This window comes from Streptomyces sp. NPDC101165 (assembly GCF_044768135.1).
Lineage (GTDB): Bacteria > Actinomycetota > Actinomycetes > Streptomycetales > Streptomycetaceae > Streptomyces.
The window spans coordinates 36,569-50,747 of record NZ_JBIWPG010000017.1 but is presented as its reverse complement, the minus strand read 5'-3'; the positions used below and the strand labels follow the sequence as shown (position 1 = coordinate 50,747).

17 protein-coding genes are annotated in these 14,179 nt (G+C 71.0%); 11 read left to right on the top strand and 6 right to left on the bottom strand.

The genetic code is table 11. The annotated features are described in order from the left end of the window. The first annotated feature begins 21 nt into the window (after positions 1–21). Positions 22–531: a DUF4188 domain-containing protein gene (locus ACIRVH_RS31955; RefSeq protein WP_403960380.1), complete on the top strand. Its 510-nt coding sequence runs from the start codon at positions 22–24 to the stop codon at positions 529–531. 104 nt (positions 532–635) lie between these two features. On the opposite strand, the gene ndgR is transcribed toward ACIRVH_RS31955, so the two are convergent. Further along, on the bottom strand, positions 636–1,352 hold the full coding sequence (gene ndgR, locus ACIRVH_RS31950) for an IclR family transcriptional regulator NdgR (RefSeq protein WP_145883474.1): 717 nt from the start codon (positions 1,350–1,352) through the stop codon (positions 636–638). Between the two features lie 209 nt (positions 1,353–1,561). Between ndgR and leuC the strand changes: the two genes are divergently transcribed. The 4 genes from leuC (at position 1,562) to ACIRVH_RS31930 (ending at position 4,855) form a co-directional block, all read left to right on the top strand. Then, positions 1,562–2,986: a 3-isopropylmalate dehydratase large subunit gene (leuC, locus tag ACIRVH_RS31945; protein ID WP_403960377.1), complete on the top strand. Its 1,425-nt coding sequence runs from the start codon at positions 1,562–1,564 to the stop codon at positions 2,984–2,986. A 5-nt stretch (positions 2,987–2,991) separates the two neighbouring features. After that, positions 2,992–3,585, top strand: coding sequence for a 3-isopropylmalate dehydratase small subunit (leuD, locus tag ACIRVH_RS31940; protein WP_403960375.1), 594 nt, complete (start codon positions 2,992–2,994; stop codon positions 3,583–3,585). 264 nt (positions 3,586–3,849) lie between these two features. Continuing rightward, on the top strand, positions 3,850–4,080 hold the full coding sequence (locus ACIRVH_RS31935) for a hypothetical protein (RefSeq protein WP_386576520.1): 231 nt from the start codon (positions 3,850–3,852) through the stop codon (positions 4,078–4,080). A 136-nt stretch (positions 4,081–4,216) separates the two neighbouring features. Next, positions 4,217–4,855, top strand: a complete 639-nt coding sequence (locus ACIRVH_RS31930) for an HU family DNA-binding protein (protein WP_403960372.1) — start codon at positions 4,217–4,219, stop codon at positions 4,853–4,855. A gap of 69 nt (positions 4,856–4,924) precedes the next feature. Here the strand turns inward: ACIRVH_RS31930 and ACIRVH_RS31925 are convergent, their stop codons facing one another. Together ACIRVH_RS31925 and cofC are read right to left on the bottom strand one after the other, a co-directional pair. Continuing rightward, a complete protein-coding gene (locus ACIRVH_RS31925) occupies positions 4,925–5,128 on the bottom strand; it encodes a hypothetical protein (protein WP_403960370.1) in 204 nt (67 codons plus the stop codon). A gap of 203 nt (positions 5,129–5,331) precedes the next feature. Continuing rightward, positions 5,332–5,970, bottom strand: a complete 639-nt coding sequence (cofC, locus tag ACIRVH_RS31920) for a 2-phospho-L-lactate guanylyltransferase (RefSeq protein WP_403960368.1) — start codon at positions 5,968–5,970, stop codon at positions 5,332–5,334. Between the two features lie 199 nt (positions 5,971–6,169). Between cofC and ACIRVH_RS31915 the strand changes: the two genes are divergently transcribed. The 3 genes from ACIRVH_RS31915 to ACIRVH_RS31905 are packed head-to-tail and all read left to right on the top strand — an operon-like array spanning position 6,170 to position 9,188. Then, on the top strand, positions 6,170–6,964 hold the full coding sequence (locus ACIRVH_RS31915) for a lysophospholipid acyltransferase family protein (RefSeq protein ID WP_403960365.1): 795 nt from the start codon (positions 6,170–6,172) through the stop codon (positions 6,962–6,964). Further along, entirely contained in the window at positions 6,961–7,971 is a 1,011-nt protein-coding gene (locus ACIRVH_RS31910) for an NAD(P)H-dependent glycerol-3-phosphate dehydrogenase (RefSeq protein WP_403960363.1), read from the top strand. The genes ACIRVH_RS31915 and ACIRVH_RS31910 overlap by 4 nt, the downstream gene beginning before the upstream one ends. Before the next feature lie 59 nt (positions 7,972–8,030). Further along, entirely contained in the window at positions 8,031–9,188 is a 1,158-nt protein-coding gene (locus ACIRVH_RS31905) for a D-alanine--D-alanine ligase family protein (RefSeq protein ID WP_403960361.1), read from the top strand. A 15-nt stretch (positions 9,189–9,203) separates the two neighbouring features. On the opposite strand, the gene ACIRVH_RS31900 is transcribed toward ACIRVH_RS31905, so the two are convergent. Both ACIRVH_RS31900 and ACIRVH_RS31895 read right to left on the bottom strand, forming a co-directional pair. Next, the gene (locus ACIRVH_RS31900) at positions 9,204–9,719 is read right to left on the bottom strand and encodes a DUF3515 domain-containing protein (protein ID WP_403960358.1); all 516 of its coding nucleotides are present in this window, start codon (positions 9,717–9,719) and stop codon (positions 9,204–9,206) included. 20 nt (positions 9,720–9,739) lie between these two features. Continuing rightward, positions 9,740–9,973, bottom strand: coding sequence for an Lrp/AsnC family transcriptional regulator (locus ACIRVH_RS31895; protein ID WP_003997603.1), 234 nt, complete (start codon positions 9,971–9,973; stop codon positions 9,740–9,742). A 207-nt stretch (positions 9,974–10,180) separates the two neighbouring features. On the opposite strand from ACIRVH_RS31895, the gene ACIRVH_RS31890 reads away from it, so the two are divergent. Both ACIRVH_RS31890 and thiD read left to right on the top strand, forming a co-directional pair. Next, positions 10,181–11,146 carry a thiamine-phosphate kinase gene (locus ACIRVH_RS31890; protein WP_403960355.1) on the top strand — a complete coding sequence of 322 codons (966 nt, stop codon included), beginning with the start codon at positions 10,181–10,183 and terminating at the stop codon, positions 11,144–11,146. Beyond that, a complete protein-coding gene (gene thiD / locus ACIRVH_RS31885) occupies positions 11,143–11,928 on the top strand; it encodes a bifunctional hydroxymethylpyrimidine kinase/phosphomethylpyrimidine kinase (protein WP_403960353.1) in 786 nt (261 codons plus the stop codon). Before ACIRVH_RS31890 ends, thiD begins: the two co-directional genes overlap by 4 nt. A 109-nt stretch (positions 11,929–12,037) precedes the next feature. On the opposite strand, the gene rpmB is transcribed toward thiD, so the two are convergent. Further along, positions 12,038–12,223 (bottom strand): 50S ribosomal protein L28, encoded by a 186-nt coding sequence (gene rpmB / locus ACIRVH_RS31880; protein WP_009190838.1) that lies wholly within the window; start codon positions 12,221–12,223, stop codon positions 12,038–12,040. A gap of 256 nt (positions 12,224–12,479) precedes the next feature. Between rpmB and ACIRVH_RS31875 the strand changes: the two genes are divergently transcribed. Beyond that, the gene (locus ACIRVH_RS31875) at positions 12,480–14,174 is read left to right on the top strand and encodes a DAK2 domain-containing protein (RefSeq protein WP_403960351.1); all 1,695 of its coding nucleotides are present in this window, start codon (positions 12,480–12,482) and stop codon (positions 14,172–14,174) included. Positions 14,175–14,179: the final 5 nt, after the last annotated feature.

Below are 14,179 nucleotides of genomic sequence, written 5' to 3'. Positions count from 1 at the left end.
CTCACCGACAAGGGGAAACGCATGGTGACCCGTACGACCGCAGACGCGCAGGGCGATGTCGTCGTCCTGCTGATCGGCATGCGCATCAACCGCTTCTGGGCCGTGCACCAGTGGCTGCCGGTGATGCTGGCGATGCTCCGCATGCTGCGGGAACTGGAGAAGGATCCGGGGCGGGGGCTGCTGAGCAAGGTTCTGCTCACCGAGTCGCCGCGCTCGTACTACGTCGTGCAGTACTGGGAGTCCAAGGAGAAGCTCTACGCCTACGCCACCGCTCCCGATGCCTTCCACCACAAGGCCTGGGCGCTGCTCAACCGCAAGGAGCGGAACGGGAAGCTGCGCGGGCGCGTGGGCATCTGGCACGAGACGTATGTCGTGCCCGAGGGGTCGTACGAGGCGATCTACGGCGACATGCCGGCGTACGGACTGGCGGCGGCGCACGGACAGGTGCCCCTGGAGAAGCGGGGCCGGTACGCCAGGGACCGGTTCGCCCACCGGTCGGGGAAGGCGCCGGCGGCCGAGAAGACCGGCTGACCGGGGACGGGGGGAACGGGGGAACCGGGGGGATCCCGGGAAGCGAGGAGGGCCTGCCGCGGCGTTGAGGCAGGCCCTCCTCGGTGTTCCGGAGTCCGGGTGGGTCAGCCCGAGCGGCGCAGGGCCTCCGACAGGCGGCCCGCGGCGTCGATGACCGCCTGGGCGTGCATACGGCCCGGGTGGCGCGTCAGGCGCTCGATGGGGCCGGAGACGGACACCGCGGCCACCACGCGGTTGGAGGGGCCGCGCACGGGCGCCGAGACGGACGCCACGCCCGGCTCGCGCTCGCCGATGGACTGGGCCCAGCCGCGGCGTCGTACGCCCGACAGGGCGGTCGCCGTGAAGCGGGCGCCCTGGAGGCCGCGGTGCAGGCGCTCCGGTTCCTCCCAGGCCATCAGGATCTGTGCCGATGAACCCGCCTTCATGGTCAGCGTGGAGCCGACCGGGACCGTGTCCCGCAGTCCGGACAGACGTTCCGCCGCGGCCACACAGATCCGCATGTCACCCTGGCGTCGGTAGAGCTGTGCGCTCTCGCCGGTGACATCGCGGAGATGGGTGAGCACGGGGCCCGCCGTCGCGAGCAGGCGGTCCTCGCCGGCCGCCGCCGCGAGTTCCGCGAGGCGCGGGCCGAGGATGAACCGGCCCTGCATGTCGCGTGCCACCATGCGGTGGTGTTCCAGGGCCACGGCCAGGCGGTGGGCCGTGGGTCTTGCCAGTCCGGTGGCTCCGACCAGACCCGCGAGGGTGGCCGGACCGGACTCCAGAGCGCTCAGGACGAGGGCCGCCTTGTCCAGAACGCCGACGCCGCTACTGTTGTCCATGCAACGATACTCACGTCTCACTCTGTGAAACGCAAGTTCAATTTTCCGTGGAACGCGCCACCCTGGAATCACACAGCGGCCCGCAGACCAACGGGCCTGGCGGTGGACACCCGGAATCACGACTTCAGGGGCCCCTAAAAAGGCACAGCCGCCGCTTCCTCAAGATCTCTAGTTGGGCCGGTGGACGTTTGCCGGCCGGAGGGAAAGCGATGGGTAGGACACTCGCGGAGAAGGTCTGGGACGACCACGTCGTCCGGCGCGCCGAGGGCGAGCCCGACCTCCTCTACATCGATCTGCACCTGCTGCACGAGGTGACCAGCCCGCAGGCCTTCGACGGTCTGCGTCAGAACGGTCGCCAGGTGCGCCGTCTCGACCTCACCATCGCGACCGAGGACCACAACACCCCCACCCTCGACATCGACAAGCCCATCGCCGACCCGGTCTCCCGCGCCCAGCTGGAGACGCTGCGCAAGAACTGCGCCGAGTTCGGGGTGCGCCTGCACCCGCTGGGCGACATCGAGCAGGGTGTCGTGCACGTCGTGGGTCCGCAGCTGGGTCTGACCCAGCCCGGCACCACCGTCGTCTGTGGTGACTCGCACACCTCCACGCACGGTGCCTTCGGCGCGCTGGCGTTCGGCATCGGCACCTCCCAGGTGGAGCACGTGCTGGCCACCCAGACGCTGCCGCTGGCCCGCCCGAAGACCATGGCCATCACGGTCGACGGCGACCTGCCCGACGCCGTCACCGCCAAGGACCTGATCCTGGCGATCATCGCCAGGATCGGTACCGGCGGCGGCCAGGGCTACATCCTGGAGTACCGCGGCTCCGCCATCGAGAAGCTCTCGATGGAGGCCCGGATGACCATCTGCAACATGTCGATCGAGGCCGGTGCCCGCGCGGGCATGATCGCCCCCGACGAGACCACCTTCGAGTACCTCAAGGGCCGTCCGCACGCCCCCGAGGGCGCCGACTGGGACGCCGCGGTCGAGTACTGGAAGACCCTGAGGACGGACGAGGACGCGGTCTTCGACGCCGAGGTCGTCATCACGGCCGAGGAACTGTCGCCGTTCGTCACCTGGGGCACCAACCCCGGCCAGGGCGCGCCGCTTTCGGCGTCCGTCCCCGACCCGGCTTCGTACGAAGACGCTTCGGAGCGCCTCGCCGCCGAAAAGGCCCTGGAATACATGGGGTTGGAGGCCGGTCAGCCGCTGCGCTCCATCAAGGTGGACACCGTCTTCGTAGGTTCCTGCACCAACGGCCGTATCGAGGACCTGCGCGCCGCCGCGGACCTGCTGCGCGGCCGTAAAGTCGCCGACGGCGTACGGATGCTGGTCGTCCCGGGCTCCGCGCGGGTCGGTCTGCAGGCCGTCTCCGAGGGCCTGGACGTGGTCTTCAAGGAGGCCGGCGCCGAATGGCGGCACGCGGGCTGCTCGATGTGCCTCGGCATGAACCCCGACCAGCTGGCCCCGGGTGAGCGCTCCGCGTCCACCTCCAACCGCAACTTCGAGGGCCGGCAGGGCAAGGGCGGCCGTACCCACCTGGTGTCGCCGCAGGTCGCGGCCGCGACCGCCGTCGTGGGCCACCTGGCCTCGCCCGCCGACCTGTCCGACGCCCCTGCGCCCGCTGGAGTCTGAGAACCATGGAAGCCTTCATCACCCACACCGGCCGGGCCGTCCCGCTGCGCCGCAGCAACGTCGACACCGACCAGATCATCCCTGCTCACTGGCTCAAGAAGGTGACCCGGGACGGCTTCGAGGACGGGCTCTTCGAGGCCTGGCGCAAGGACGAGTCCTTCATCCTCAACCGGCCCGAGCGGCAGAGCGCCACCGTCCTGGTCGCCGGCCCCGACTTCGGCACCGGCTCCTCCCGTGAGCACGCCGTCTGGGCGCTGCAGAACTACGGCTTCAAGACCGTGATCTCCTCCCGCTTCGCGGACATCTTCCGGGGCAACTCGCTGAAGAACGGCCTGCTCACCGTGGTTCTCGACCAGAAGGTCGTGGACGCGCTGTGGGAGCTGACCGAGCGGGACCCGCAGGCCGAGATCACCGTCGACCTGGAGGCCCGCGAGGTGCGCGCCGAGGGCGTCACCGCCTCCTTCGAACTGGACGAGAACTCCCGCTGGCGGCTGCTGAACGGCCTGGACGACATCTCCATCACCCTCCAGAACGAGGGCGACATCGCCGCCTACGAGACCAAGCGGCCGGGCTACAAGCCGCGCACGCTCCAGATCTGATCCAGGTCCCCGACCGGGTCGAGATCCGGCCACCTCAACACCCTCTCCGTACCCCCGATCGCCACGATCGGGGGTACGGCCGTTTCTGCACCCGAACGGCTCCGCGCGTTCTCGCAGGTCCGCTCAACTCCCCACGTTACGAAGGCTGTTGCCGGGGTACGCGAGTGTTGTGAACGCGACTTTGGCAAGTGCCCGGAAGGCCGTTTGAGGCGGCAGTTATACCCTGCGCAGGCGACAACTCGCCCCAGATGGCACAATCTGTGCATGGAACACGACGGCCAACTCGAGCTCTATGCGGCGGTCGCGGACCAACTGAAGGAAGCGCACACAAGAGTGCGCGCACTGCAAGTCCCGGAGGGCGTACGGATGGCGCTGAACCGGAAGCTGCTGGTCATTACGGCCGCGGCCAAGCACGACATCGCCGATGCGGCAAGGCGGCTCGAGCGGTTCACCAAGGACCTCGACGAGGGTCGGATCCCCGACGAGGACCGCTGAACAGCCCGAGATCACCGAGTCCGTTGCGGCACAAGGGTGATAAGCCCGTTTCGTGTTTGATTTGCGGTATATATCTGCCTAACGTGCGAAAAAGCTTGAACACTTTCGTTCTGGCGATGTCTCCGAAGGGGAAGACGTGAACAAGGCGCAGCTCGTAGAAGCGATTGCCGACAAGATGGGCGGCCGCCAGCAGGCCGCCGATGCTGTCGATCATGTCCTGGACGCCATCGTCCGCGCGGTCGTCGCGGGCGAGCGGGTCTCGGTCACCGGCTTCGGGTCCTTCGAGAAGGTGGACCGCCCCGCCCGCTACGCCCGTAACCCCCAGACGGGCGAGCGGGTTCGGGTCAAGAAGACCTCCGTGCCGCGCTTCCGCGCGGGCCAGGGCTTCAAGGACCTGGTCAGCGGCTCGAAGAAGCTCCCGCGCGGCGGCGAGGTCGCCGTCAAGAAGGCGCCCAAGGGCAGCCTGACCGGCGGGGCTGCCGCGACGGTCAAGAAGGCCGCGGCCAAGAAGACCACCAAGGCGGCCGCGAAGAAGGTCACCGCCAAGAAGGCGGCGCCCGCGAAGAAGATCACGGCGAAGAAGGTCACGGCGAAGAAGACCACCGCCAAGAAGACGACGGCCGCCGCGAAGAAGACCACGGCGAAGGCCGCCGCGAAGAAGACGACGGCCAAGAAGGCCCCGGCGAAGAAGGTCACCGCCAAGAAGGCCCCGGCCAAGAAGTCGACGGCCCGCAAGACCACCGCGAAGAAGGCCACTGCCCGCAAGGCGTCGTAAGTCGCCAGGGCATTCACGCGCCGGGCCGGACTCCCCTGGGGAGCCCGGCCCGCGGCGTTTTCAGAAGCCTCAGAGCGTCTGCAGGGTCACCAGCGTGATCCGCAGGCCGTCTCCGGCACCCTCCGTCTCGATCCGCACCCGCTGCCCGGGGCGCAGCAGCCGCAGCCCGCCCGCGTCGAACGCCGCAGCGTCGAAGGGGAGGGGGGTGCCGTCGTCGAGGAGCACCTGCCCGGCGCGGGTTTCGGAGTCGTACGTGTATGCGGTCGCCTGCATGACGGCCAGCGTAGTGCCTCTGGCGGTTCGCCGTTGGGCCGGAGGTCGTCCGTCGGCTGCGGGCTCGTCGTGGCTGGTCGCGCCCACGCGGCGGAGCCGCATAGCGACACAGCCCCGCGCCCCCAGGGAGTCGCGGTCCCGTCGGTTGCACGGTTGCCGCAGGCATGCGGAACCCGCCCCCGCCCACCCCTGTACCGGCCGCCTCACGCCCCCGGAATCAGTAACCCCGCCGACACCGCCGCCGTGTGCCGGCCCACGCCCAGTGCCAGCGCCACGCGCAGGTCCTCGCCGGTGTCCACGTCCTGGCGTACCGAATCGACCTCGGTGAGGGCGAGTTCCGCCGCGCCCGAGGCGCGGTGGCGGACCCGGGAATCCACGCCGAAAGCGGGCCGCAATTCCTGGTCGGGGGCCGCGGCCAGCAGGGTGGTGCCGAGGGCGGCCGCGTCCGCGAGAAAGGCGCGCGGGAATTCGGCCGCGGCAGCCAGTACTCGGGACAATTCCAGGGGGCGCAGAGCCGGTAGATCGGCGTTCAGGGCCGCCACCGCGGCACGGGGGCGCATTTCCCGTACGACGGCCGCCCCGTGCGCCAGAGCGGCGTTCAGACCGCTCGCCGGTGTGTCCGGGACGATTCGGGCGCCCAGTGCCGCCAGCTCCCGGCCGGCCAGCGCGTCGTCCGTGACGACTGCCACATCCGCGACCGCCGGACACGCCAGCGCCGCGGACACCGTGTCCTGCGCGAACGCGAGGGCCAGGCCGGGGCGCACCCCGTCGCCTGCAGTGTCGGAGAGCCTGCTCTTGGCCCGCGCCAGAGGCTTCAGGGGGATGACCAAGGTCCACTGCACCGGCGTACCGTCCCTCTCTTGTCGCGCTCATTGTCCCCCGTGGCATCCGGCACGCCGGGATCGGGGAGGGGCGCGCAGCTCCTTGGAAGGACGGTGGTCGGGGACGGGCGGGCGTACGGTGTTCTCGACAGACCGGCGGCCTGGGGCGACACTTGTGCGGCCCCCGGGCCCCGAGCAAGTTCTAGAGGAAGGTGTCCGCGTGTCCCGCCGCAGAATCGGGTTCTGGTACCGCTTCGCAGCGGTCCTCTGCAAACCGCCGCTGGTGGTTCTGATCAAGCGGGACTGGCGTGGAATGGAGAACATTCCGGCCGACGGCGGATTTATCACCGCGGTCAACCACAATTCCCACGTGGACCCCTTCGCGTACGCGCACTATCAGTACAACACCGGACGGGTTCCGCGTTTCCTGGCGAAGAGCGGACTTTTCAAGAAGGGATTCGTCGGCGCCGCGATGCGTGGCACCGGGCAGATCCCCGTCTACCGCGAGAGCACGGACGCGCTCAGCGCCTTCCGGGCCGCCATCGAGGCCGTGGAGCGCGGCGAGTGCGTCGCGTTCTACCCCGAGGGCACCCTCACCCGCGACCCGGACGGCTGGCCGATGACCGCCAAGACCGGTGCCGCCCGGGTGGCCCTGCAGACCAAGTGCCCGGTGATCCCGATCGCCCAGTGGGGCTGCAACGAACTGCTGCCGCCCTACGCCAAGAAGCCCCACCTCTTCCCGCGCAAGACCCACCAGGTCCTCGCGGGCCCGCCGGTGGACCTCTCGCGCTTCTACGACGAGGAGATGACCCCGGAACTCCTCAGGGAGGCCACCGAGGTCATCATGGCCGCCGTCACCCGCCAGCTGGAGGAGATCCGCGGCGAGAAGGCCCCCGCGACGCCGTACGACCCGCGCCAGGAGCGGCTGGAGCAGCGGCGCCGCACCCAGGCGCAGGGGAAGCCGCAGGTGCAGGAGAACATGCAGGACAAGCAGACAGAAGGGCACGGCAAGTGAGCAAGCCTGTCCGGGCGGCCGTCATGGGCACCGGCTCGTGGGGCACCGCCTTCGGCATGGTCCTCGCCGACGCGGGCTGCGAGGTCACCCTGTGGGCCCGCCGCCCCGAGCTGGCCGAGGCGGTCAACTCGACGCGGACCAACCCCGACTACCTGCCCGGTGTCGAACTCCCGGAGAACCTGCGCGCCACCGCGGACGCCGCCGAGGCCCTGCGGGACGCGGACTTCACCGTCCTCGCCGTCCCCTCCCAGACCCTGCGCGCCAACCTCGCCGAGTGGACCCCGCTGCTCGCGCCCGGCACCGTGCTCGTCTCCCTGATGAAGGGCGTCGAACTCGGCTCCACCATGCGCATGAGCGAGGTCATCGACGACGTCGCCAAGGTCGGCGCCGACCGCATCGCCGTGGTCACCGGCCCCAACCTGGCCCGGGAGATCGCCGCCCGCATGCCGGCCGCCGCCGTGGTCGCCTGCACCGACGAGACGGTCGCCCAGCGGCTCCAGGCCGCCTGCCACACGCCGTACTTCCGGCCGTACACCAATACCGACGTGGTCGGCTGCGAACTCGGCGGCGCGGTCAAGAACGTCATCGGCCTCGCGGTCGGCATCGCCGACGGCATGGGCCTGGGCGACAACGCCAAGGGCTCGCTCATCACCCGCGGCCTCGCCGAGACCACCCGGCTCGGCATGGCGCTCGGCGCCGACCCGCTGACCTTCTCCGGCCTCGCGGGCCTCGGCGACCTGGTGGCCACCTGCTCCTCGCCGCTGTCCCGCAACCACACCTTCGGCACCAACCTCGGCAAGGGCATGACCCTCGAGGAGACCATCGCGGTCACCAAGCAGACGGCCGAGGGCGTCAAGTCCTGCGAGTCCGTGGCCGATCTGGCCCGCAGGCACGGTGTGGAGATGCCCATCGCCGAGACGGTCGTGGACATCGTGCACGAGGGCAAGCCGCCGGTGGTCGCCCTGAAGGAGCTGATGTCGCGCAGCGCGAAGTCCGAGCGACGCTGAGCGAACCCCCTGAGTCGACGCTGTATCCGGGCTCTACCAACGGGTACTCTCAACGCCATATGAGCACCGAGAACCTCCCCCAGAGCCCTGAGCAGCCGTCCCGCAAGCCGCGCGTGGCCGTCGTGTTCGGCGGGCGCAGCTCCGAACACGGGATCTCCGTGGTCACCGCCGGCGCCGTCCTCAAGGCCATCGACCGGACGAAGTACGACGTCCTGCCGATCGGCATCACCGCGGACGGCCGCTGGGCTCTGACGGCTGACGAGCCGGAGCGGATGGCCATCACCGACCGCCGGACCCCCAACGTGGCGGAACTGGCCGAGTCGAGCGAGGGCGGCGTGGTGCTCCCCGTCGATCCCGCCAGCCGCGAGGTCGTCTACAGCGAGCCCGGTTCCGTGCCCAAGGCCCTCGGCGAGGTCGACGTGGTCTTCCCGGTGCTGCACGGCCCGTACGGCGAGGACGGCACCCTCCAGGGCCTCCTGGAGCTCTCCGGCATCCCGTACGTGGGCGCCGGTGTGCTCGCCTCGGCCGTCGGCCAGGACAAGGAGTACATGAAGCGGGTGTTCACCTCCTTCGGGCTCAAGGTCGGCCCGTACGTGGTGATCCGGCCGCGCGAGTGGGCGCAGGACGAGTCCGCGGCCCGCAAGAAGATCATCGACTTCGCCGGCGAGCACGGCTGGCCGCTGTTCGTGAAGCCCGCGCGCGCGGGTTCCTCGATCGGCATCACCAAGGTCGACGACCTCTCCGGTCTGGACGAGGCGATCGCCGAGGCGCAGCGCCACGACCCGAAGATCCTGGTGGAGGCCGCGCTGCGCGGCCGCGAGATCGAGTGCGGCGTCCTGGAGTTCGCGGACGGGCCGCGCGCCTCCGTCCCGGCCGAGATCCCGCCGCCGGACGCGCACGCGTACTACGACTTCGAGGCCAAGTACATCGACTCCACGCCCGGCATCGTCCCGGCGCCGCTCACCGACGAGGAGACCGCCGAGGTGCGGCGCCTCGCGGTCGAGGCGTTCGACGCGGCCTCCTGCGAGGGTCTGGTCCGCGCGGACTTCTTCCTCACCGAGGACGGCGAGTTCGTGATCAACGAGATCAACACCATGCCCGGCTTCACGCCCATCTCGATGTACCCGCAGATGTGGCAGGCCACCGGCATCGGCTACCCGGAGCTGGTGGACCGCCTGGTGCAGGCCGCGCTGCGCCGCTCGACCGGGCTGCGCTGACCCGCACCACCGCTGTCATCGCATGGAGGCGATCCCCTCGGGGATCGCCTTCTTCACGACCGACGCGAGTCCGGTGAGCACCGGAGTGCCGTCCGGCCCGGACATCCCCTCGGGCAGGCTCACCTGCACATAGGCCGCGCGGTTGGCCGTGGTGAACCGCCAGGTGCCGTCGCTCTGTTTCTCCATCAGCCAGTCGACGCCGTCGACCCCGCCTGCCACGGCGTCCCGGTCCCCGCCCTCGGCCACCTTCGGGTCGACCATCTTCGGCGGCCGTGCGACACCGCAGCGCAGTATGATCGCCGGGCTTCCCCAGCCCGCCGTGTAGGCGGACCGGGGCTCGGGGTCGTGACGTCCCCGTCCGTCCAGCTTCTCGGGCAGCATCCGGTGCAGATCCCGGCACACCTTCGCCGTCTTCGCGTCGGGTCTGGGAACCGCCACCGTGGCGCTGTCGTCTGCGCTTGAGCAGCCCGCGACCGCGATCAGCAGCACGGGCGCGAGCAGGCCGAGGGGCCGGTGACGGAAGATGTTCACCGGCCAAGCGTAGACGGGGGCTACAGATGGACGACCGGGCAGGTCAGGGTGCGGGTGATGCCGTCCACTTGCTGGACCTTCGCGACCACCATGCGACCGAGGTCGTCGACGGTGTCGGCCTGGGCGCGCACGATGACGTCGTACGGACCCGTCACGTCCTCGGCCTGGATCACTCCAGGGATCTTGCTGATCGTCTCGGCGACGGTCGACGCCTTGCCGACCTCCGTCTGGATCAGGATGTACGCCTGTACCACGGAACCTCCAGAGCGGCCACGAGGATCATGTGGGGAAAAGGAACGCCACGGTATCGCGTCGCCGCTCCCCGCGGGGAGACCTGCGGGAACCGGGCTTGCGCGCCAGGGTGCAGGCACGACAGAAGTTGACGGTCACCTCGACCGTATCGGGGACACTGATGACGCGCGACCGGGCACATGGCAAGGGACAGAAGGGGAGCAAGGGTCATGAAGGGCACTGTCGGTGAGCTGGGGGAGTTCGGGCTCATCAGGGAGCTCACCTCCCGTCTCACCACCACCCCGGCGGTCCGGATCGGCCCCGGCGACGACGCCGCGGTGGTCGCCGCGCCCGACCGCCGGGTGGTGGCGAGCACCGACATCCTGCTGGAGGGGCGGCACTTCCGCCGCGACTGGTCCACGGCCTACGACGTCGGCCGCAAGGCGGCGGCGCAGAACCTCGCGGACATCGCCGCGATGGGCGCCGTACCGACCGCGTTGCTGCTCGGCCTGGTCGTCCCGGCCGAACTCCCGGTCACCTGGCCCAGCGAGATGATGGACGGCCTGCGCGACGAGTGCCAGGTCGCGGGCGCCTCCGTGGTCGGCGGGGACGTCGTGCGCGGGGACACGATCATGGTGTCGATCACCGCGCTCGGCGATCTGCGCAACCAGGAGCCGGTGACCCGCGCGGGAGCCCAGCCCGGCGACCTCGTGGCCGTCACGGGATGGCTGGGCTGGTCCGCGGCCGGCTACGCGGTGCTCTCCCGCGGCTTCCGCTCCCCGCGCGCCTTCGTCGAGGCCCACCGGCGCCCCGAGCCGCCGTACCACGCGGGCCCGGCCGCCGCCGCGCTCGGCGCGACCGCGATGTGCGACGTGAGCGACGGACTGATCGCCGACCTCGGGCACATCGCCGAGGCCAGCAAGGTCCGTATCGACATCCGCTCCGGCGCCATCGACATCCCCACGCAGATGAACGACATCGGGCAGGCCGTGGGCGTGGACCCGCTGCAGTGGGTGCTGACCGGGGGAGAGGACCACGCGATCGTGGCGACCTTCCCGCCGGACGCCAAGCTGCCGGCCCGCTGGAAGGTCATCGGCGAGGTCCTCAACCCCTCGGCGCTGCCCCAGGTGACGGTCGACGGGGCACCCTGGACCAGCAAGGGCGGCTGGGACCACTTCGGGGACATAGAGTCATGATTCCCCGGGTTCTCACGGTGGCCGGCTCCGACTCCGGCGGCGGCGCGGGCATCCAGGCCGACCTGAAGACGATGCTGGCGCTCGGCGTGCACGGGATGAGCGTGATCACGGCCGTGACCGCGCAGAACTCCCTGGGCGTCCAGGGCGCCTGGGAGCTGCCGGTGGAGGCCGTGCGGGCCCAGTACCGCAGTGTCGTGGACGACATCGGCGTACAGGCCGTGAAGACCGGGATGCTGGCCTCGGCCGAACTGGTCGAGGCGGTCGCCGAATTGATCTCCGGCACGGACGCGCCGGCCGTGGTGGACCCGGTGGGCGTCTCCAAGCACGGCGACCCGCTGCTGGCGGCCTCCGCGCTGGACTCGGTCCGCACGAAGCTCCTGCCGGTGGCGACCGTGGCGACGCCGAACCTCGACGAAGTGGCCCAACTCACGGGGGTCCACGTCGAGTCCGAGGACGATCTACGACGGGCCGCGGCAGCCGTGCTGGAGTACGGGCCGCGGTGGGCGCTGATCAAGGGCGGGCATCTGTCCGGTGACGCCCTGGACCTGCTGACGGACGGTTCCGCGGAGCACTGGCTGCGGGCGCCCCGCCACGACAACCGGCACACGCACGGTACGGGCTGCACGCTCGCCTCGGCGGTCGCTTCGGGGCTGGCGAAGGGGCTGGCCGTGCCGGAGGCGGTCACGGCGGCCAAGGAGTACGTCACCGGGGCGATCGCCGCCGGGTTCGCGCTGGGGGCGGGGATCGGGCCGGTGGATCACGGGTGGCGGTTCAGGAACTGAACCGTTCGGACACTGAACCGGGCGCGGGTACGGCAAAGAGCCGGTCCACCCGCAGGTGGACCGGCTCTGTGCAGCGAACCAAGCAGTGGCCGCGCGCTCAGCTCTAGCGTCAGCGCGAGACCTTGCCGGCCTTGATGCACGAGGTGCAAGCGTTCACGCGCTTCGGCGTCCCGCCGACCACGGTACGCACACGCTGGATGTTCGGGTTCCAGCGACGGGACGTACGGCGGTGCGAAAACGAGATGTTGTTGCCGAAGCCCGGCCCCTTGCCGCAGACGTCGCAGTTGGCAGCCACGGGTCACTCCAAAGACTTCAGATGCACTTACGGATAATCCCGGCTTGCCGGGATCGAGATCGCAGGATCAGAGATCTGAGTGGCGTTGCCAGGGGAACGGCCCGATGTGGATCGGGCAACCGGAGCAGCATACAACGACTGCGCCAGCACAACGAAACTACCATGGCTGATCAGGGGCCCGCTCCCGGCCCTCTTCCGGAGCACACCACTCCGGGGTCTACGCTGCGTCCACGTCCAGCCAGTCAGGGAGGCGCAGGTGGCGCAGGTGCCGCAGACATTCTTCGATGCTCTCGCGGTGCGCACCTGGTGCGGTCTGGCGCTGGGGGCGCTGGGACGGGCGCGCGAGGAGATCGACGCGATCAACGTCTATCCCGTGGCCGACGGGGACACCGGGACCAACCTCTACCTGACCCTGGAGTCGGCGGCGACCGCCGTGGAGGCCGTGTTCGCCGGGTACGGGACGGGGGCGCAGGAGCCCTCGCTCGCGGACGCCGTGCACGCGATGGCCCACGGTGCGCTCATCGGGGCCCGGGGCAACTCCGGGACGATCCTCGCCCAGCTGCTGCGCGGCATGGCCCAGGTCCTCGCCGAGGCGGAGACCGGTGACGGGTCCCGCACCGACGGCGCGGGGCTGCGGCTGGCCCTGCGACAGGCCGCCGACTCCGCCCGCGAGGCCGTGGCCCACCCGGTCGAGGGCACGGTGCTGACGGTCGCCTCGGCCGCGGCGGACGCCGCCGAGGGAGCCGAGGGCGACTGCGGGACGGTCGCGTGGGCCGCCTACGAGGGTGCGAGGGCGGCCTTGGCGGCGACTCCGGGGCAGCTGGCCGTGCTGGAGCGGGCCGGTGTGGTCGACGCGGGCGGCCGAGGGCTGGTGGCCGTGCTGGGGGCGCTGGTGGAGGCGTGCACGGGGGAGGCGGTGCGCGAGGCCCCGAAGGAACCTGAGGCCGTCCCCGTGTCCGTGGCCGTCGCACCCGCGCGCGTGGAGGCCGTTTCCGAGGCGGACCTGTGCGCCGAGGGCGCCGAGGACGGCGGACCGGCCTACGAAGTGATCTACCTCCTGGAGGCCGGCGACGAGGCCGTGGCCCGGCTGCGGGAGCGGCTCGACACCCTCGGGGACTCCCTGGTCGTGGTCGGCGGCGACGGGCTGTGGAACGTCCACGTGCACGTCGACGACGCGGGCGCCGCCGTGGAGGCCGGCGTCGAGGCCGGGCGGCCGTACCGGATCCGGATCACGCACTTCGGGCTCGGCGACGTGCACACCGGCGGTGAGCGGCCGCCGCGGGAGCGCGCCCAGCGGGCGGTCGTCGCCGTCGTGCCCGGCGAGGGCCTGGCGGGGCTGTACACCGAGGCCGGCGCGACCGCCGTCCTCGCGCGCCCCGGGGAGCCGCCCGCCAGCGGGGAGCTGGTGCAGGCCGTACGGCGGGCCCACGCGCGCGAGGTCGTGCTGCTGCCCAACGACGCCGAGCTGCGCCACACGGCCGCCGCGGCCGCCGAGCAGGCCCGCACCGAGGGCATCCGGGTCGCTCTGATCCCGACCCGCTCGGCCGTGCAGGGCATCGCCGCGCTCGCCGTGCACGAGCCGGAGCGCCGGTTCGACGAGGACGTCGTCCAGATGACCTCGGCGGCGGGCGCCACCCGGTACGCCGAGGTCGTCGTCGCGGAACGGCAGTCCTGGACGACGGCCGGCATCTGCCAGGCCGGGGACGTCCTGGGCCTGATCGACGGGGACGTGGCGGTGATCGGGCCGGACGTCACCGCCACCGCCGAAACCCTCCTGGACCGCATGCTCCAGGCCGGCGGCGAGCTGGTCACCCTCGTGGTGGGGGACGAGGCGCCCGAGAGCGTCGCCGACCGCCTGGAGGCACGCGTCCGCGAGTCCTACCTCGCCGTGGACACGGTGGTGTACCGCGGCGGCCGGCAGGGGGCACTGCTGCTCATCGGCGTGGAGTGAAGCGG

Bases quoted from the DNA above. Each gene is read 5' to 3' on its own strand.
- ACIRVH_RS31955 (WP_403960380.1), top strand. From the start codon at position 22: ATGGTGACCCGTACGACCGCAGACGCGCAGGGCGATGTCGTCGTCCTG.
- ndgR (WP_145883474.1), bottom strand. From the start codon at position 1,352: ATGGACAACAGTAGCGGCGTCGGCGTTCTGGACAAGGCGGCCCTCGTC.
- leuC (WP_403960377.1), top strand. From the start codon at position 1,562: ATGGGTAGGACACTCGCGGAGAAGGTCTGGGACGACCACGTCGTCCGG.
- leuD (WP_403960375.1), top strand. From the start codon at position 2,992: ATGGAAGCCTTCATCACCCACACCGGCCGGGCCGTCCCGCTGCGCCGC.
- ACIRVH_RS31935 (WP_386576520.1), top strand. From the start codon at position 3,850: ATGGAACACGACGGCCAACTCGAGCTCTATGCGGCGGTCGCGGACCAA.
- ACIRVH_RS31925 (WP_403960370.1), bottom strand. From the start codon at position 5,128: ATGCAGGCGACCGCATACACGTACGACTCCGAAACCCGCGCCGGGCAG.
- ACIRVH_RS31905 (WP_403960361.1), top strand. From the start codon at position 8,031: ATGAGCACCGAGAACCTCCCCCAGAGCCCTGAGCAGCCGTCCCGCAAG.
- ACIRVH_RS31890 (WP_403960355.1), top strand. From the start codon at position 10,181: ATGAAGGGCACTGTCGGTGAGCTGGGGGAGTTCGGGCTCATCAGGGAG.
- thiD (WP_403960353.1), top strand. From the start codon at position 11,143: ATGATTCCCCGGGTTCTCACGGTGGCCGGCTCCGACTCCGGCGGCGGC.